The organism is Corynebacterium sanguinis (assembly GCF_007641235.1).
GTDB lineage: Bacteria > Actinomycetota > Actinomycetes > Mycobacteriales > Mycobacteriaceae > Corynebacterium > Corynebacterium sanguinis.
Genome location: NZ_CP038157.1, coordinates 1050828 through 1066636 on the forward strand (window position 1 = coordinate 1050828; position 15809 = coordinate 1066636).

Below are 15809 nucleotides of genomic sequence, written 5' to 3' on the forward strand. Positions count from 1 at the left end.
GGGCGTCGATAAGCGAAAGTGCTCTAGCCCGCGAACTCTTTGACGATCGCGCTGTTGAACGCTGGCAGGTCCTTCGGTGTGCGGGAGGAGACGAAGCCGGAATCGACCACGACCTCCTCGTCAACCCAGGTCGCACCTGCGTTTCGCAGGTCAGTCTGCAGCGATTTGAAGGAGGTCAGCTTAACGCCCTTGATCACGTCAGCGTCGGTAAGGATCCAACCGCCGTGGCAGATCACGCCAACGGGCTTGCCCGCCTCGCGCAGCGTCTTCACCAGCTCGACCGCGTTCGCGTCGGTGCGGATGGTATCGGCGTTGCTGGTGCCGCCCGGGAGAATGAGTGCGTCGTAATCGTCAGCTTTCGCTTCAGCGCTGATGATGTCGACGGAAACCTTCGTTCCGTTCTTGCCCTCGATCTCACCGGATTCGGTGGAGATGACGTGGGTCGTTGCACCCGCAGCCTCGACCGCCTCCTTCGGGGAGGTCAGCTCGGAGTCCTCGAATCGGTCCGTTGCAATGATTGCGATGCGCTTGCCGTTGAGATCAGCCATTACATGAATCCTTTCTTCTGATTTCTTCTTCCCACAGTAGGCAAAAACCCGGTGGCGCGCATTAATGGGGCGCGCCACCGGGTTTTATATGCGCGAGGGCCCCTACTTCTCGGAGTCCTTATCCACGGGCTCTGTCGCACGCGACTTGCCTGGGACCTGGCGGTCGTACTTCTTGGACGGCACCTTCTTGTCGGAAGGGATACGAGTCGAACCGGACTTGGTTGCCTTCTTGTCCTTCTTGCTAAAGCCTGGGCGCGCGAGGGTGCGCATCCGCTCACGAACGGCCAGGAAGGCCTCCTTGGAGTCCAGTGTCTGGCTTTGTTGCGTCGCTATCTTAATGTCGTCTGCTGAGATGTGGCCCGCGCGCAGCGAGACCATCTCCGCCCAGTAACCGAGGAACACAGCGGCCACCGCTGCGACCGGCACGGCGAGGAAGGCACCGATGATTCCGAACAGTGTGCCGCCAAGAGCGACGGAGAGCAGGACGACGGCTGCGTGGAGGCCCATGGCGCGGGACTGCAGGATTGGCTGCAGTACGTTGCCCTCGAACTGCTGGACAGCGACGACGAGCAGCAGGACCAGGATCGCGTTCGTGAAACCGTTGGACACCAGGGCGACCACGACGGCCAGGGCACCAGCGGTAAACGCGCCGATGATGGGGATGAAGCCAGCGAAGAAGGTGATCACCGCGAGCACTGGCCACAGCGGGACGCCGAGCAGGATGAGGCCGATACCGATGAACACGGCGTCGACCGCGGACACGATCGCCTGGGTGCGGATGAATCCGGCGAGGGTGTTCCAGGAGCGCATCAGCACCTCGGTGAGGTGCCAGCCGGCGCGCACGCCTGCGTACTTGCGCACGAACGGCAGGAACTGGTCGCCGTCCTTAAGGAAGAAGAAGGTCAGAATCAGGGTGAGCACCAAGGTGGTGCCCACGCTGGCGACGGCGCCGAGGCCGCTAAACACGCCCGAGGCGATGGTCGAGGCCTGACCGCGGACGAAGTTGGTGAACTGTGCAACTCCCTCTTGGACCCGCTCCGCCTCGATAAATTGGAGGTTCTCCTCGGCCAGGCGCAGAAGTTCGTTGAAACCTGCTTGGGCTTGGAGGATAAGCGTGCTGCCTTGATCGCGCACAATCGGCGCCATCGCAGCAATAACGCCGCCGAAGATGGCAAAGGACGCGACGAGGACGATGAACACGGCCAGTGCTGAGGGCAGGCCGACGCGTCGCAGCGCGCGCACCGGGGGCCACAGCACCGTACAGATAATCAGCCCGAGCAGGATGGGAAGCAGGCCGAACCAGACGTAACGCAGCAGGTAGAACAGAAGCGCTGTGGCTGCGACGATGATGATAAAGCGCAGTGCCCACGCTGCTGCGGCGCGACCGTCCGCTGCGATGACGTCGCCGCGGTCGATCTCCTGGCCGGAGAGCTCTTGGGCGGCGTCCGCCGGGGTGGGGAACATTTCCGGCTCGTCGGCTGGCGTGTCTAGCGCGCCGACGAAATCTCGGTCGTTTTTCACTGCCTGTGGGTCGCGACTGTTGTCGCCCGATGAGCCCTGGTGGGGCCTCTCATTCGTCTCTTCGGTATTCACGGATAGTCATCTTGCCACAAGGTGGTGTCAAACGAGTTTCCGAGAATAAGTGGGTAGCGCACTCTCAGCCCGCGCATGTAACCTCGGTCACAGTCCATAGTTTTGCTAGAAAAAGGAGGCGGGAGTGACTGTCTATCCCAACCCGGGTACCCAGGGTTCAAAGGTCAGCTTCAAAAAGCGCTACGACAACTACATCAACGGTGAGTGGGCCGCGCCCGCAATGGGGCAGTACTTCGACAACATCACCCCGGTCACCGGGGAGGTGTTCTGCCAGGTTGCACGAGGCACGGCCGCCGACGTCGACAAGGCGCTGGATGCCGCGCACGCCGCTGCCCCCGCCTTCGGCGCGACGACCCCGGCGGAGCGGGCGCGGCTGTTGAACAGGATCGCCGACCGGATGGAGGAGCACCTCGAAGAGCTCGCCGTCGCGGAAACGTGGGAGAACGGAAAGGCCATCCGAGAGACGTTGGCGGCGGATATCCCCCTGGCCATCGACCACTTCCGCTACTTCGCGGGCGCGATCCGCGCCCAGGAGGGCAGGCTGTCGCAAATTGACGACGACATGGTCGCGTACCACTTCAATGAGCCTCTGGGCGTGGTGGGCCAAATCATCCCGTGGAACTTTCCGCTGCTGATGGCGGTGTGGAAGCTCGCGCCGGCACTCGCCGCCGGCAACGCCGTGGTGATGAAGCCGGCGGAGCAAACCCCGGCGTCGATCCTGTACCTGATGGACCTCATCGGAGACCTCATCCCGGCCGGCGTGGTCAATATCGTCAACGGCTATGGTGACGAGGCCGGCGCCGCCTTGTCCGGTTCCGACCGGATTGCCAAAATCGCGTTCACGGGCTCCACCGAAGTGGGCAAGATCATCAACAAAGCGGCCGCGGACAAGATTATTCCGGTCACGCTCGAGCTCGGTGGCAAATCCCCGTCGATCTTCTTCGCCGACGTCATGGATGCCGATGACGCGTTTCGGGCCAAAGCGGTCGAAGGTTTCGCCATGTTCGCCCTCAACCAGGGGGAGGTGTGCACCTGCCCGTCACGGGCGCTGGTGCACGAATCCATCGCCGACGAGTTTCTCGCCCTCGGGGTAGAGCGGGTCAAGCAGATCAAGACCGGCAACCCCCTGGATACGGACGTGCAAATGGGCGCTCAGGCGTCGCAGGAGCAGATGGGCAAGATCACCAGCTACCTCAAGCTCGGTCCGGAGGAGGGTGCGGAGACGCTCACCGGGGGCAACATCAACCGCATCGAGGGCCTGGAAGGAGGCTTCTATATTGAGCCGACGGTGTTCAAGGGCACCAACGACATGACCATCTTCCAGGAAGAAATCTTCGGGCCGGTGTTGTCGGTGGCTACGTTCTTCGATTTCGACGAGGCGATCCGGATTGCGAACGACACGATCTACGGCCTCGGTGCGGGTGTGTGGTCGCGCAACGGTACGGTGGCGTACCGCGCCGGGCGCGCGATCAAGGCCGGTCGCGTGTGGGTGAACCAGTACCACTCCTACCCGGCGCACGCGGCATTCGGCGGGTACAAGCAGTCTGGTATCGGCCGGGAGAACCACCTGATGATGCTGAACCACTACCAGCAGACGAAAAACCTGCTTGTTAGCTACGCGGACCAGCCGACGGGACTGTTCTAAACGCCTCTAACCGCCGAGCCGTTCGGTCCGTTGGGCGCCGGCAATAAAGATTTTTCCGGCTGCGGGAACAAATCCTCTGGGCGCCCTGTTAGATAGCTTGAGTGTGATCAACTCAAGGTTCTGAGTCTGGTATGTATACTGGGGTCAGAAGTTGAGTCAAGCGCATTCAACTTAGGAACAAACTCTATCTAACAAGGAGACTTACATGTCACGTGCAGTAGGCATCGACCTCGGTACCACCAACTCCGTCGTCGCGGTACTTGAGGGCGGCGACCCCGTCGTCATCGCCAACTCCGAGGGTTCGCGTACCACCCCGTCGGTTGTCGCTTTTGCCAAGAACGGCGAGGTGCTCGTTGGCCAGTCGGCAAAGAACCAGGCTGTGACCAACGTCGATCGCACCATCCGTTCCGTCAAGCGCCACATGGGCGAGGACTGGACGGTTGACATCGACGACAAGAAGTACACCCCGCAGGAGATTTCCGCCCGCACGCTGATGAAGCTCAAGCGCGACGCGGAGGCCTACCTCGGCGATGAGGTGACCGACGCCGTCATTACCGTCCCGGCGTACTTCGAGGACGCCCAGCGCCAGGCCACGAAGGAAGCCGGCCAGATCGCGGGCCTCAACGTCCTGCGCATCGTCAACGAGCCCACCGCAGCGGCTCTGGCCTACGGCCTGGAGAAGTCCGACAAGGAACAGACCATCCTCGTCTTCGACCTGGGCGGCGGCACCTTCGACGTGTCCCTGCTCGAGATCGGTGACGGCGTCGTCGAGGTGCTCGCCACCGCCGGTGACAACGAGCTCGGTGGCGATGACTGGGATCAGCGCATCGTTGACTGGCTCGTCGATAAGTTCAAGGCCCAAAACGGCATTGACCTGACCAAGGACAAGATGGCCCTGCAGCGCCTGCGCGAGGCCGCGGAGAAGGCCAAGATCGAGCTGTCCTCGCAGCAGCAGTCCTCCATCAACCTGCCTTACATCACCGTCGACGCGGAGAAGAACCCGCTGTTCCTCGACGAGACGCTCACGCGCACCGAGTTCCAGAAGATCACTTCTGACCTGCTCGACCGCACGAAGGCGCCGTTCAACCAGGTGATTAAGGACGCCGGCATGTCCGTCGGCGACATTGATCAGGTGGTCCTCGTCGGCGGCTCGACCCGTATGCCCGCCGTCGCTGACCTGGTTAAGGAGCTCTCCGGCAAGGACGCCAACAAGGGTGTTAACCCGGACGAGGTCGTCGCTGTCGGCGCTGCCCTGCAGGCCGGCGTCCTGCGCGGCGATGTCAAGGACGTGCTGCTTCTCGACGTCACCCCGCTCTCGCTCGGCATCGAGACCAAGGGTGGCGTGATGACCAAGCTCATCGAGCGCAACACCACGATCCCGACGAAGCGCTCGGAGACCTTCACCACCGCTGAGGACAACCAGCCCTCGGTGCAGATCCAGGTCTTCCAGGGCGAGCGTGAAATCGCCTCCGCGAACACGCTGCTCGGCTCCTTCGAGCTCGGTGGCATCGCACCGGCACCGCGCGGCGTGCCGCAGATCGAGGTCACCTTCGATATCGACGCCAACGGCATCGTCTCCGTGTCCGCCAAGGACAAGGGAACCGGCAAGGAAAACACCATTACCATCCAGGATGGTTCCAAGCTGTCCCAGGAGGACATTGATCGCATGATCAAGGACGCCGAGGCTCACGCCGACGAGGACCGCAAGCGCCGCGAGGAGCAGGAGACCCGCAACAACGCGGAGACCATGGCGTACCAGACCCGCAAGTTCATGGACGAGAACACCGACAAGCTGCCGGAGGACCTCAAGACCCGCGTCAGCGCCGCAGCCGACGAGGTCGACGAGGCGCTCAAGGGCGACGACCTGGAGGCAATCAAGTCCGCGGTGGAGAAGCTCACCACCGAGTCCCAGGAGCTGGGCAAGGCTCTCTACGAGGCCGAGGCCAACTCCGGTGCCACCCAGGCTGACGTCCCGGCCGACGACAACGTCGTCGATGCAGAGGTCGTCGAGGACGACGCCGAGGAGACCGGCACCACCGGCGACTCCGACAACAAGTGAAGGACGTAACTGATGACGAACCCGACCAACTCTCAGATGCCGGATGACCCCGGCGCTCCAGAGAACACGGACGAGCAGTACGTCTCCCCCGACCAGGCTGAGACCCTGGCGGACGAGGCGGCTGAGTCCGCGGCGCTCGATGCGGACGAGGACCCCCTCGAGGACATCACCGACGCCGAGATCGAGGACGCTCTGGCGAGCGAGGTCAACCCGGATGCCGACGGTGACGGAGTGATCTCGGAAACCGAGCTCAAGCTCGCGGAGCGCACCGAAGACTTGCAGCGGGTGAGCGCCGAGTACGCGAACTACCGGCGCCGCACCGAGCGCGAGCGTGGCCAGATCGCCGAGCAGGCGAAAGCGCGCGTGCTCTCCGACATGCTGCCGCTTCTCGATGACCTCGACCTCGCCGAGCAGCACGGCGACCTCAATGAAGGTCCGCTGAAAGTGTTCGCGGACAAGTTCCGCTCCGCGCTCGGCAGCCACAAGGTCGTCGCCTTCGGAGAGGAAGGCGAGGACTTCGACCCGGAAATCCACGAGGCGGTACAGGACCTCTCCGAGGGCGACACGAAGGTTCTCGGGACCGTGCTGCGCAGGGGATACCGCGTCGGCGACCGGCTCGTGCGCAACGCCATGGTCATCATCACCGACCCGGCCGACCCAGCTAGCGGCACTGGAGTTTAACCCCTCCACTTAAAGGGTTGAGATGGCCGGGGACTGAGGACACGCCAACGCGGGGCCTTATCCCCGGCCTTCATCACGATTAGATTCAACGAAAACTACTTAGCCCCAACACACACAAACTGATCACGTGAAAGGAGGGTGTGACATGGCGATGCAGCAGGACTGGGTGAACAAGGACTACTACGGCGACCTCGGCGTCTCATCGACGGCGAGCGCCGCTGACATTAAAAAGGCGTACCGCAAGCTCGCGCGCGAGAACCACCCTGACAGCAACCCCGGTAACAAGTCAGCGGAGGAAAAATTCAAGCGCGTAGCCGAGGCGTACGACGTCATCGGCGACGAGGCGAAGCGCAAAGAGTACGACGAGTTGAAATCTATGGTGAACTCCGGCGGCTTCGGCCGCTTCGGAGGGGCAGGAGGCTCGGGCTTCCCGGGCGGGTTTCGCTCCACGTCGACGCAAGACTTCGACCTCGGCGACATCTTCGGATCAGCCGCATCTCGTGGACAAGCTGGAGACAGCGGCCTTGGTGATATCTTCGGTGGCTTCTTTAACCGCGGCGGCGCTGCTGGCAGGAATGCTCGGCCGACGCGGGGGGCCGACGTCGAAACGGAAATAACCCTCGACTTCCGCGAGGCGGCGAAGGGCACCACCATCCCGGTGGAGCTCACCGGCGACGCGCCCTGCACCACCTGCCACGGCTCCGGTTCGAAGTCGGGCACGACAACGACGTGTTCGCAGTGCTCGGGCTCCGGTTACCTCCGCGAGAACAGCGGAGCATTCGGCATGGCGCGGCCCTGCCCGCACTGCGGCGGTACGGGCGAGATCATCGAGGACCCGTGCACCACATGCGCGGGCACGGGAACCGTGCGCCGCACCAGGTCCATTACGGTACGCATCCCGCCGGGGGTTATCGACGGCCAAAAGGTGCGCCTCGCCGGCCAGGGCGAGGCGGGCCCGAACGGCACGCCGGCGGGAGACCTGTTCGTCTCCGTCAACGTGCGCCCGGATCCCGTGTTCACGCGCACCGGCGACGACCTTGAGGTCACCGTGCCGGTAAGTTTCAGCGAGCTCGCGCTCGGCGGAACCGTCACCGTACCGACGCTCGACAACCCGGTGAAGGTCAAGGTGCCGGGCAACACTCCGAACGGCCGGACGCTGAGGGTCAAGGGCCGCGGGGTGCCCAAGAAGTCGGGCACCGCGGGGGATTTGCTGGTGACCGTGGAAGTGGCGGTCCCGTCCACTCTGGATGCGGCCGCAACCTCCGCCCTGCGCGCCTACGCGCAAGCCGAGAAGGATTCCGGCTTCGACCCGCGCGCCGGGTGGGCCGGGCTGAAGTAAGCGGAAGGGGGGTGTCAATCTACGGTGGCTTACCACAACAATGACCAGGAGTATTACGTCATCTCGGTCGCCGCGGAGCTGACCGGGATGCACGCGCAAACGCTGCGCACCTACGACCGGATGGGGTTGGTGACGCCGATGCGCACCAGCGGTGGTGGCCGGCGCTACTCGCGCCGCGACATCACCCTGCTGCGCCGCATCCAGTACTTGTCGCAGGAAAAAGGCGTGAACCTCGCGGGTATCAAGACAATCATCGAGCTCACCAGCCAGATCGAGCAGCTGCAGGAGGAAAACGACGAGCTGCGCAAGCGCGCCGAGTTTGCTTCTCGACGCGGCGGGGAACTCGTTCACGTGCCGCGCTCAACCGCGATCGTGGCGTGGGATCCGTCGATGCGCCGCCGCCGGCGTTAAGGGCATAAAAAAACTGCACCGGGATGATCCCGGTGCAGTTTTTTGTGTTAGTGCTTAGCGGTTTGCAGGGCGAACAACCTGCTTCTCGTCGCGGTTGAGCACGGAGCGAGCACCAGCGGCACCAGCGAAAGCGGAGATCAGTGCGCCGATGATCAGGCCGGCGAAGGTCCACCAGGAGCCAGCGGCAACCTCGGGGGCAACTTCCTGAACGGTCTGCTGAGCCTGCTGTGCAGCCTCCTGTGCGGTCTGCTGAGCCTGCTGTGCAGCGTTCTGAGCCTCCTGCGGGTCGACAGCATCCTGAGCTGCCTGAGCGTCCTGGGAGTTAACGCTCACGGCGTTGCCAGCGGACTGAGCAACGGTGCCGAGTGCGGAACCGAGGCCGCCGACGACGGAAGCACCGAGCCAGCCGGTGAGAACCAGAGCGGCGATAAGGGAGGTGGCCCATGCGGCGAAGCCGTGGAAGAAGCCAGCGCGCACGCCGAGTGCACCGGCGACGTAGCCAGCTGCAGCGAAGGCGATGGCCAGGGAGATCACGGTGAAGACGCCGGTTGCTGCAGCGGAGGAGCCCTGCAGACCCATTGCTGCGGCGCCGACGCCGAGCAGGATCATGAGGCCGAGGAAGGTCACCACGCCAGCGAAGATCGCGCCCCAGGACACGTTGCCGTTGGAGACGTCGGTGGCGTCGGTGCCGATCCAGGCCTCCTGGCCGGTGGTGTCGTTATCAGCTGCGGTGGTCTCGGTCTCGTATGCGTGAGACTCGGAGCCAGCCGGTGCCTGGCCGGTAGCGCGGCGAGTGGTGGTCTGGCGCACGCGTGCGACGCGACCGGTCTCGTTCGGGTTCTGCGGTGTAGTCATGTTGAAAACAACCTTTCATTTCAATTGTGAACAAAATGCGTCCTTTAATTAAGTTACAGGCAAACCACAGGCGCACGTGTTCCGATTGGATAACAAAACATTCATATTGTGGTTACGTAACCTCTACGGCTTAACAATCGCGGTCGCCGCGCCAATCTGACGAATGTTGCGCCGGGCCAGGTTCACCATGCGGCCCACGCCGCCGTCGAGGACGGTCTTCACGCTGGCCGTTGTGAATCCCTTGAGCATGTCCCAGCTGATGTCCGGCGGCAGAGACAGCGCGTCGGGGTCTGTGACGATGTCGACCAGCGCGGGGCCGTCGTGGGTGAGGGCGTTGACAAGCGCTTGCTTGAGGTCGGAGGGGTCTTCGACCCGGAAGGACTTTATGCCAACGCCTTCGGCGATGGCGGCGAAGTTGACCTGTTCGTGGTCGGTCTGGAAATCGGGGAAGCCTTCGACGATCATCTCGAGTTTCACCATGCCGAGCGAGGAGTTGTTGAACACAACCGTTTTAATCGGCAGGTTGTGCAGCTTCACGGTCAGAAGCTCGCCGAGCAGCATGCTCAAGCCGCCGTCGCCCGACCAGGAGATCACCTGCCTGTCCGGGTTGGCCGCCTGGATACCGATCGCCATGGGCAGCGCGTTAGCCATGGTGCCGTGCAGGTAGGAGGCGTGCTCCGCGCGGCGGCCGTTGGGGGTGAAGTAGCGCGAGGACCACACGTTGCACATGCCGGTATCGACGGTGATGATCGCGTCGTCGGCGGCGACCTCGTCGAGTACGGACGCGGCGAACTCCGGGTGGATCGGGGTGCGCGATTCGCGCGCCGGGGTGGTGTACTTGCTCACCACGTCCTCGAGCAGTGCCGCGTGGCGGGTGAGCATGCGATCGAGGAAGGAGCGGTCCTCCTTCTCCTCGATGTGGGGCAGGATGTTGTCAATCACGCTGGCCACATCGCCCACCACGGGCACCGCTACCTTCGTGCGCCGACCGATGTGCGTGCCGTCGATGTCGATCTGGGCGACGTTTTTGTGTGGCAGCCACTCGGTGTACGGGAAATCGGTGCCGACCATAATGAAGAGGTCAGCTTCTTTCGACGCCTCGTAGCAGGCCCCGTAGCCGAGCAGGCCCGACATGCCCACGTCGAAGGGGTTGTCGTGCGCGATGAACATCTTGCCGCGAAACGAGTGCCCGATGGGGGACTTGATCTTCTCTGCCAGCGCGAAGACCTGCTCGCGGGCGTCGCGGGCGCCGTAGCCGCAGAACATGGTGACGGTATCGGCCTCGTTGATCGCGCGCACGAGCGCTGCGGCCTCGGCGGGGTCAGGGAAGACGCGCTTGGCTGTACCGGTGGCATACGTCGAGCTCACCGTGGTGGAGTCGACGACCTCGTCGTTAAACACGTCGCCTGGCACCACCATGACGGATACCCCGCCGCCCGCGAGGGTGGACTGCAGCGCGTTGTGCAACACGCGCGCGCCCTGGGTGCCCGAGTGCACGACCTCCCGGTAGCCCGAGCATTCCTGGAAGATGTATTCGGGGTGGGTGGCCTGGAAAAACTCGGACCCGATTTCCAACGACGGGATGTGGGAGGCGATCGCGAGGACCTTCGCCCCGTTGCGGTGCGCCTCGTACAGACCCTGGATGAGGTGGGTGTTGCCCGGCCCGCAGGAGGCACCGCACACCGCGAGCTCGCCGGTGGAGAGGGAGTCTGCGGCGGCGGCGAAGGCGGCGGCCTCCTCGTTGCGGACGTGGATCCATTCGATGCTGGAGGTACGCACGGCATTGGACAGCGGGTTCAGGGAGTCCCCGACGAGCCCGTAAATGCGTTTAACACCGAGGCGTTCGAGGGTTTCAACAAGCTGCTGGACAAAGTTGGTAACCATGGTCTGATGATACGGCCGCGCACGCTTAGCTGGGCTGGGAAAGGGCCCTGAGCAGCGCCGGGTCCGTGAAGTATGCGCCGTGGTCGCCGCGCACGCCGTCGACGCGGGTTGCCCCGAACGACTCGGCGGAGGGGGAGTACCCGTGGGCCGCGTCGTGGCGAAACCGCGTGGCAATGATCGGGTCGTTGTCGGCGTCGGCCACAAACACCTGCGGGTCGGGCCCCACGAGCTCAAGCTTATCGACGCTCGACACCCCAACGCCCGGGGAGCCCAACAGCCACAGGTCGTCCACCGCAAGCCCCGGACCCTGGGCCGCGCGGGTCGCCACGACAGTGCCGTAGCTGTGCGACAGCACGGTCAGCCGCGCGTCGGGGTAGCGCTCGCGCAGCGCGGCCTGGAACTCGGCGAGCGCCACCCCGCCGGTGCGCGCAGCCGAGGGGTCGATGCCGTGGATTACGCTCGGCGGGGGTTTATACCCCTGCCAGACCACGACGGCGCCTCCCGTGGCGGAGGCGATGGAACGCGCATTGGCCAGTTCAGCGCCGAGTTCCTCGGGCGCTCCCGTGGATACCCCGGCAACCATCGTGGTCACCCGCGCCGGGTCCACGGTGTCGCCGATGACCACCGTCGTCCCACCAGGGCCCGTCTCCAGCACCATCCCGCCGGCGTCGCGGATATCGCGCAGCGTGGCCGCGGGAAGCGTCGGGGCGAGCCGGGCGTCGATGACCTCGATCGGCTCACCGAGGTGGTCTGCCAGCGTGTCGGCGGGGCCATCCTCCCCGGCGAGCAGGCCGCGCAACGCCCGCGCGGTGTGCAGGTCAAGCAGGTGGGCAATGACGTTGAGCTGGTAGACCAGCTCGGCGAAGTGGAGGTTGAGCGCAACGTGCGCCAGGGCGTCGAGCTTCTCCTGCGCGCTTGCCGACGACTCCAGGATCACCACGGCGTGCTCAAATAGCGCCGCCACGGAGAACAGCCGAAGCGCCCAGATCGGGAAGCCGGCTAGGCCGAGGACGGCGGTGGCCCCGGCGAATCCCGTGGCCGCGATCGCCCCGGGCGCCGCCTCGACGCGGGCTGCCCGGTCCCGGCTCTGCGCCGCTGCGTGCCCGAGCACCATCGCCGCCGCGCGCAGGGCGGCCGGGTTGAGGCGTGGGTTATACATCGCGCGCCTCCTTCAACGTGGCCTTCAACGTGGTGGCGGTATCGGCGTCGACGGCATGGACCCGGTCGGCGAAGGTGGCGATCGCGCTGCAGCGGGTTGCGGCGGCGTTGAGGTGGGCGTCGATAAGCATGTGGGCGCTTGCTTGGAAGCGCTCAAGGGCCACCGCGGTGAGGCCTGCAGGCAGGCTCGTGCGGGGCAGGGGAGTGAACGGCGGGAGTGCGGTGCGTGCGGTGTCGGCGGTGTCGGTGTTGAGTTCGATGTAATTCATAGGCGCAGATATACCGGCGGTAGGTCGAAGCACAACCGCGCATGCGCCCGGCTGTGGATAACCCCGGGTTATCCACATACTCTTGAGCTTATGAAAATCGCGCTATTGCAAGTGACCACCGGGCCTGATAAAGGCGAGAACCTGACCAACGTGTCCGTCGGCATTCGGGAGGCGGCCGCGAACGGGGCGACGCTGATTGTCACGCCCGAGGCCACCAGCCAGGGCTTCGACGAGGGGCGCTTGGACACCCAGGCTGAAGAGCTCGACGGCCCGTTTTCCACCGGGCTGCGCGAGCTGGCCGAGGAGCTTGGCGTGACCATCGTCGCCGGAATGTTCCGCCCCGCCGATGAAATGGACGGGCTCAACCGCGTCTACAACACTGCGCTGATCACCGGCGATGGGGTGCACAAGGGCTACGACAAGATCCACACCTTCGACGTGGCCGACTACACAGAATCCGCCACGGTCAAGCCCGGGGGCGAGCTGGTCACCTTCGTCCACGAGGGTGCCGTGGTGGGCGTGGCCACGTGCTTTGACATCCGCTACCCGGAGCAGTTCAAAAACCTCGCCCGGCTCGGTGCGGAGGTGATCGTCGTGCCCACGAGCTGGGCCGACGGGAAGAACAAGCGCGAGCAGTGGCGCACCCTCACTGTCGCGCGCGCACTGGACACCGGGGTGTTCATCGTCGCGGCCGACCAGGCTAGGCCCGGGGGAGAGGCCCACGCGGGCCAGGCCAGCGGGCCGACCGGCATCGGTCACTCGGTCGTCGTCGCACCAAACGGGCAGCGCATCGCCGAGGCAGGTTACGGGCCCGAAATCGTCTACGCCGACATTGACATCGCGGCAGTCGCCGAGGCCCGCGCCAGCCTGCCGCTGCTTCACCACGCCAGCTAGGAAGCCGGCACCGACCACTTCTCCGGGGCATCGGGGCAGACCCGCAGCACCCCGGGAGGGGGGTTCAAGGCGGCGATGTCGACCTCCGGGCCGCAGTAGACAACCTCCCCGGACGTCGAGGGGGTCTCGACAATGCTGAACCACTCGCACACCGCGGCCAGACGTTCGAAGGTCGAGCGCTGCGCGACCTCGCCGAGCAGCGCAAGGCGGACCCGCGGCGGCTGCGGCATCTCCAGGGCGTGAAACACGATCGCCTTCGCCGCGGCCGTGCCTGAGCCCACCGCGGTGACGCTGAGCTCGCTGCGCGCGAAGCTCGGCCACATGCCTCGCGCCGCGCCGAGCGTGACGTAATCGCCGACCTGTACCTCGATCTCGCACGTGACATGGAACTCCAACTGGCTAAACGGGTTCGCCGGCAGCGCCGGGGCGAGGTTGCGCCACACACCCTGGCGGCCAACCTGCAACACCGGCATGAACTGGCCCGGACGGTAGCCCAGGGGAAACCCCGCTTCGAGGCGAACCACGTGTATGCCCCCTTCAGGGCGCACCGCCGTCACCCGCGCCGCGGCGGCCGCCGGGACCCCCTCCACATCGGCGGCGTGGGCGGTACGCGCCATCTCGGCTGCGGCGTCCTCGAGCACGAAGCGCGCCTCGATGCCCGCCGAAAGTACCTGGCGGATCAGGCGTGCGAACACCGCGTAGGCGGTGGGAGGGAAGCCGTAGCGGCGCAGGTCCAGGGCCCATGCGCGCAGCGTGTGAAGGGTGGATTCGGGCAGGGTCGCCGTACGGCTTGAGGTCAGGAAAATGTAGGTCAGAGCGTCGATAAGCTCGTGCGAGACCTTGTTCGAATCCCGCGGAAACATGCCGGCGCCCTGCGGCAGCTCGGCGATGATGGCGCTGAAAAGCTGCTCGCGCACGCGCTCGCGCTCGCTGCGCAGCGTGCGCACTTCCTGTGAGAACCGATCCATAGTTTTTAGCCTACTAATGCTTCACAAGTGCTGTGGCTCGGATATCGTCGTAGCTGTGGAATACACCCCTTACACACTGCTTACGGATATCGGCTGGATCTCCATCCTGCTCATCGTCGGCAACGTCCTGCGCAACCGACTCAAGGTTCTTCAGGCACTGCTTCTACCCGCACCGATCACCGCTGGGTTGATCGGGCTCCTGATCGGCCCCGAAGTACTCGGACTGATCAACTGGTCCGACCAGGTGGGCACCTACACCACGCTGCTTATCGCTGTGGTGTTCGCCTCTATGGCCTTCTCCATGGATCTCGGTGGCTCCATTGCTTCCGGGGCCCGCAATATGTGGGCCTACTCCACCGCGATGTTCATGGGGCAGTGGGGCATATTCATACTTCTCGGGCTGTACCTGTTCGCGCCGCTGTTCGGCACCGAGCCCTGGTTCGGGATGATGCTGCCCGTCGGCTTCGTCGGCGGTTTCGGCACCGCCGCGGCAGTGGGGTCCTCGCTGGAGGGCATCGGTATTGCGGAGGCTTCCTCGCTGGGCTTTACCTCCGCGACCGTGGGCACGCTGGTGGCGATTGTGGGCGGTGTCATCGTGGCCAACTTGGGCATCCGCGCGGGCCGGGCCACCGAGCTCAAAGGCGAGCTCCCGGCGGACCTGCGCACAGGATATATCGAGAACGAGGTGGATCGCCCGTCCATCGGCAAGGCAACCACCAACCCCTCGTCGATTGAGCCGCTTGCGCTGCACGGCGGTTTCATCGTGTTTACGGTGCTAATTGCCTACCTGCTCAACGGACTTATCAAGGACCAGTGGCCAAACGTGTCCATCCCGCTGTTTGCCATGTCCTTCGTCGTGGGGCTGATTGGTCGCATGCTGCTGCGCGTTGCCGGTCGCGAAAACTACCTTGACCGCGACACTGTCAGCTCGATTTCGGGCGCGGCCACCGATTACATGATCGCCTTCGGTATCGCCTCGATCGTTCCCGCGGCGCTCGCCGATTACTGGCAGGCGCTCGTGCTCATGTTCGTTCTGGGCACTCTCTTCTGTGTGGTGTGGATGCTGTGGGCGGGGCCCTTGTTCTTCGGCGAGAACTGGCTCGAGCGTGGCATCTTCGGCTGGGGCTGGGCCACCGCCGCAGTCGCAACAGGTATCGCGCTGCTGAAGATGGTCGACCCGAAGCTGAAATCCGGCACGCTCAACGAGTACGGCGTGGCCTACGTCGGCTTCGCGCCCTTTGAAATCGGCATGACCATCCTCGCGCCGATCGCGGTGATTGCGGGATTCACAACTGGTTTCGGGTGGGCTTCCTTCGCCATTGCGGTTGGTGTGCTCATCATGAGCTTCGCGCTGAAGTGGGTGCCCGCGAAGAAACATGGCAAAGGAAATGGGGGTCTTCAAGGCAGGTCGACGCGGATTCAAACGGTGACGAAGGCGGACTAGGTCCGTCGCCGCGGGAAAATTTTCACCTTGAGTGGAACAGACTCAACTTCTGTGGCGTTGG

The 15809-nt window shown here is 64.5% G+C and carries 14 protein-coding genes; 7 read left to right on the plus strand and 7 right to left on the minus strand.

Going from position 1 to position 15809, the window contains the following annotated elements; genetic code table 11:
- Positions 1-23: 23 nt before the first annotated feature.
- Together E3227_RS05150 and E3227_RS05155 are read right to left on the minus strand one after the other, a co-directional pair.
- Positions 24-548 carry a type 1 glutamine amidotransferase domain-containing protein gene (locus E3227_RS05150; protein ID WP_144317770.1) on the minus strand — a complete coding sequence of 175 codons (525 nt, stop codon included), beginning with the start codon at positions 546-548 and terminating at the stop codon, positions 24-26.
- A gap of 102 nt (positions 549-650) precedes the next feature.
- A complete protein-coding gene (locus E3227_RS05155; RefSeq protein ID WP_186309945.1) occupies positions 651-2012 on the minus strand; it encodes an AI-2E family transporter in 1362 nt (453 codons plus the stop codon).
- Positions 2013-2265: 253 nt separating this feature from the next.
- On the opposite strand from E3227_RS05155, the gene exaC reads away from it, so the two are divergent.
- The 5 genes from exaC to E3227_RS05180 all read left to right on the plus strand — a co-directional run bounded on the left by exaC (position 2266) and on the right by E3227_RS05180 (position 8276).
- Positions 2266-3786 (plus strand): acetaldehyde dehydrogenase ExaC, encoded by a 1521-nt coding sequence (gene exaC, locus E3227_RS05160; protein WP_144317772.1) that lies wholly within the window; start codon positions 2266-2268, stop codon positions 3784-3786.
- A 205-nt stretch (positions 3787-3991) separates the two neighbouring features.
- Positions 3992-5845 (plus strand): molecular chaperone DnaK, encoded by a 1854-nt coding sequence (gene dnaK, locus E3227_RS05165; protein WP_144317773.1) that lies wholly within the window; start codon positions 3992-3994, stop codon positions 5843-5845.
- Positions 5846-5857: 12 nt separating this feature from the next.
- Complete coding sequence (gene grpE / locus E3227_RS05170; RefSeq protein ID WP_144317774.1) at positions 5858-6526, plus strand: nucleotide exchange factor GrpE; 669 nt, start codon at positions 5858-5860, stop codon at positions 6524-6526.
- 145 nt (positions 6527-6671) lie between these two features.
- Positions 6672-7865, plus strand: a complete 1194-nt coding sequence (dnaJ, locus tag E3227_RS05175; protein ID WP_144317775.1) for a molecular chaperone DnaJ — start codon at positions 6672-6674, stop codon at positions 7863-7865.
- 24 nt (positions 7866-7889) lie between these two features.
- Positions 7890-8276, plus strand: a complete 387-nt coding sequence (locus E3227_RS05180) for a heat shock protein transcriptional repressor HspR (protein WP_144317776.1) — start codon at positions 7890-7892, stop codon at positions 8274-8276.
- A gap of 54 nt (positions 8277-8330) precedes the next feature.
- Here E3227_RS05180 and E3227_RS05185 read toward each other — a convergent pair whose 3' ends face one another.
- From E3227_RS05185 to E3227_RS11450, 4 genes are all read right to left on the minus strand, one after another.
- Positions 8331-9131 (minus strand): hypothetical protein, encoded by an 801-nt coding sequence (locus tag E3227_RS05185; RefSeq protein WP_144317777.1) that lies wholly within the window; start codon positions 9129-9131, stop codon positions 8331-8333.
- A gap of 123 nt (positions 9132-9254) precedes the next feature.
- Positions 9255-11015 (minus strand): pyruvate dehydrogenase, encoded by a 1761-nt coding sequence (locus E3227_RS05190; protein WP_144317778.1) that lies wholly within the window; start codon positions 11013-11015, stop codon positions 9255-9257.
- A 25-nt stretch (positions 11016-11040) separates the two neighbouring features.
- Positions 11041-12174, minus strand: coding sequence for an alpha/beta hydrolase (locus tag E3227_RS05195; RefSeq protein ID WP_144317779.1), 1134 nt, complete (start codon positions 12172-12174; stop codon positions 11041-11043).
- Positions 12167-12442, minus strand: coding sequence for a hypothetical protein (locus E3227_RS11450; RefSeq protein ID WP_136648996.1), 276 nt, complete (start codon positions 12440-12442; stop codon positions 12167-12169). The genes E3227_RS05195 and E3227_RS11450 overlap by 8 nt, the downstream gene beginning before the upstream one ends.
- Positions 12443-12532: 90 nt before the next feature.
- Here E3227_RS11450 and E3227_RS05200 point away from each other — a divergent pair, with 90 nt between their 5' ends.
- Positions 12533-13336, plus strand: coding sequence for a carbon-nitrogen hydrolase family protein (locus tag E3227_RS05200; RefSeq protein ID WP_144317780.1), 804 nt, complete (start codon positions 12533-12535; stop codon positions 13334-13336).
- On the opposite strand, the gene E3227_RS05205 is transcribed toward E3227_RS05200, so the two are convergent.
- Entirely contained in the window at positions 13333-14304 is a 972-nt protein-coding gene (locus E3227_RS05205; RefSeq protein ID WP_144317781.1) for a ferredoxin reductase domain-containing protein, read from the minus strand. The genes E3227_RS05200 and E3227_RS05205 overlap by 4 nt on opposite strands.
- Before the next feature lie 55 nt (positions 14305-14359).
- On the opposite strand from E3227_RS05205, the gene E3227_RS05210 reads away from it, so the two are divergent.
- On the plus strand, positions 14360-15748 hold the full coding sequence (locus E3227_RS05210) for a sodium/glutamate symporter (RefSeq protein WP_170228634.1): 1389 nt from the start codon (positions 14360-14362) through the stop codon (positions 15746-15748).
- Positions 15749-15809 lie beyond the last annotated feature (61 nt).

Coding starts and splice junctions, on each gene's coding strand:
- E3227_RS05155 (WP_186309945.1), bottom strand. CDS start 2,012: ATGTTCCCCACCCCGGCGGACGCCGCCCAAGAGCTCTCCGGCCAGGAG.
- E3227_RS05190 (WP_144317778.1), bottom strand. CDS start 11,015: ATGGTTACCAACTTTGTCCAGCAGCTTGTTGAAACCCTCGAACGCCTC.
- E3227_RS05185 (WP_144317777.1), bottom strand. CDS start 9,131: ATGACTACACCGCAGAACCCGAACGAGACCGGTCGCGTCGCACGCGTG.
- E3227_RS05150 (WP_144317770.1), bottom strand. CDS start 548: ATGGCTGATCTCAACGGCAAGCGCATCGCAATCATTGCAACGGACCGA.
- E3227_RS05200 (WP_144317780.1), top strand. CDS start 12,533: ATGAAAATCGCGCTATTGCAAGTGACCACCGGGCCTGATAAAGGCGAG.
- grpE (WP_144317774.1), top strand. CDS start 5,858: ATGACGAACCCGACCAACTCTCAGATGCCGGATGACCCCGGCGCTCCA.
- E3227_RS05195 (WP_144317779.1), bottom strand. CDS start 12,174: ATGTATAACCCACGCCTCAACCCGGCCGCCCTGCGCGCGGCGGCGATG.
- E3227_RS05205 (WP_144317781.1), bottom strand. CDS start 14,304: ATGGATCGGTTCTCACAGGAAGTGCGCACGCTGCGCAGCGAGCGCGAG.
- dnaK (WP_144317773.1), top strand. CDS start 3,992: ATGTCACGTGCAGTAGGCATCGACCTCGGTACCACCAACTCCGTCGTC.
- dnaJ (WP_144317775.1), top strand. CDS start 6,672: ATGGCGATGCAGCAGGACTGGGTGAACAAGGACTACTACGGCGACCTC.
- E3227_RS11450 (WP_136648996.1), bottom strand. CDS start 12,442: ATGAATTACATCGAACTCAACACCGACACCGCCGACACCGCACGCACC.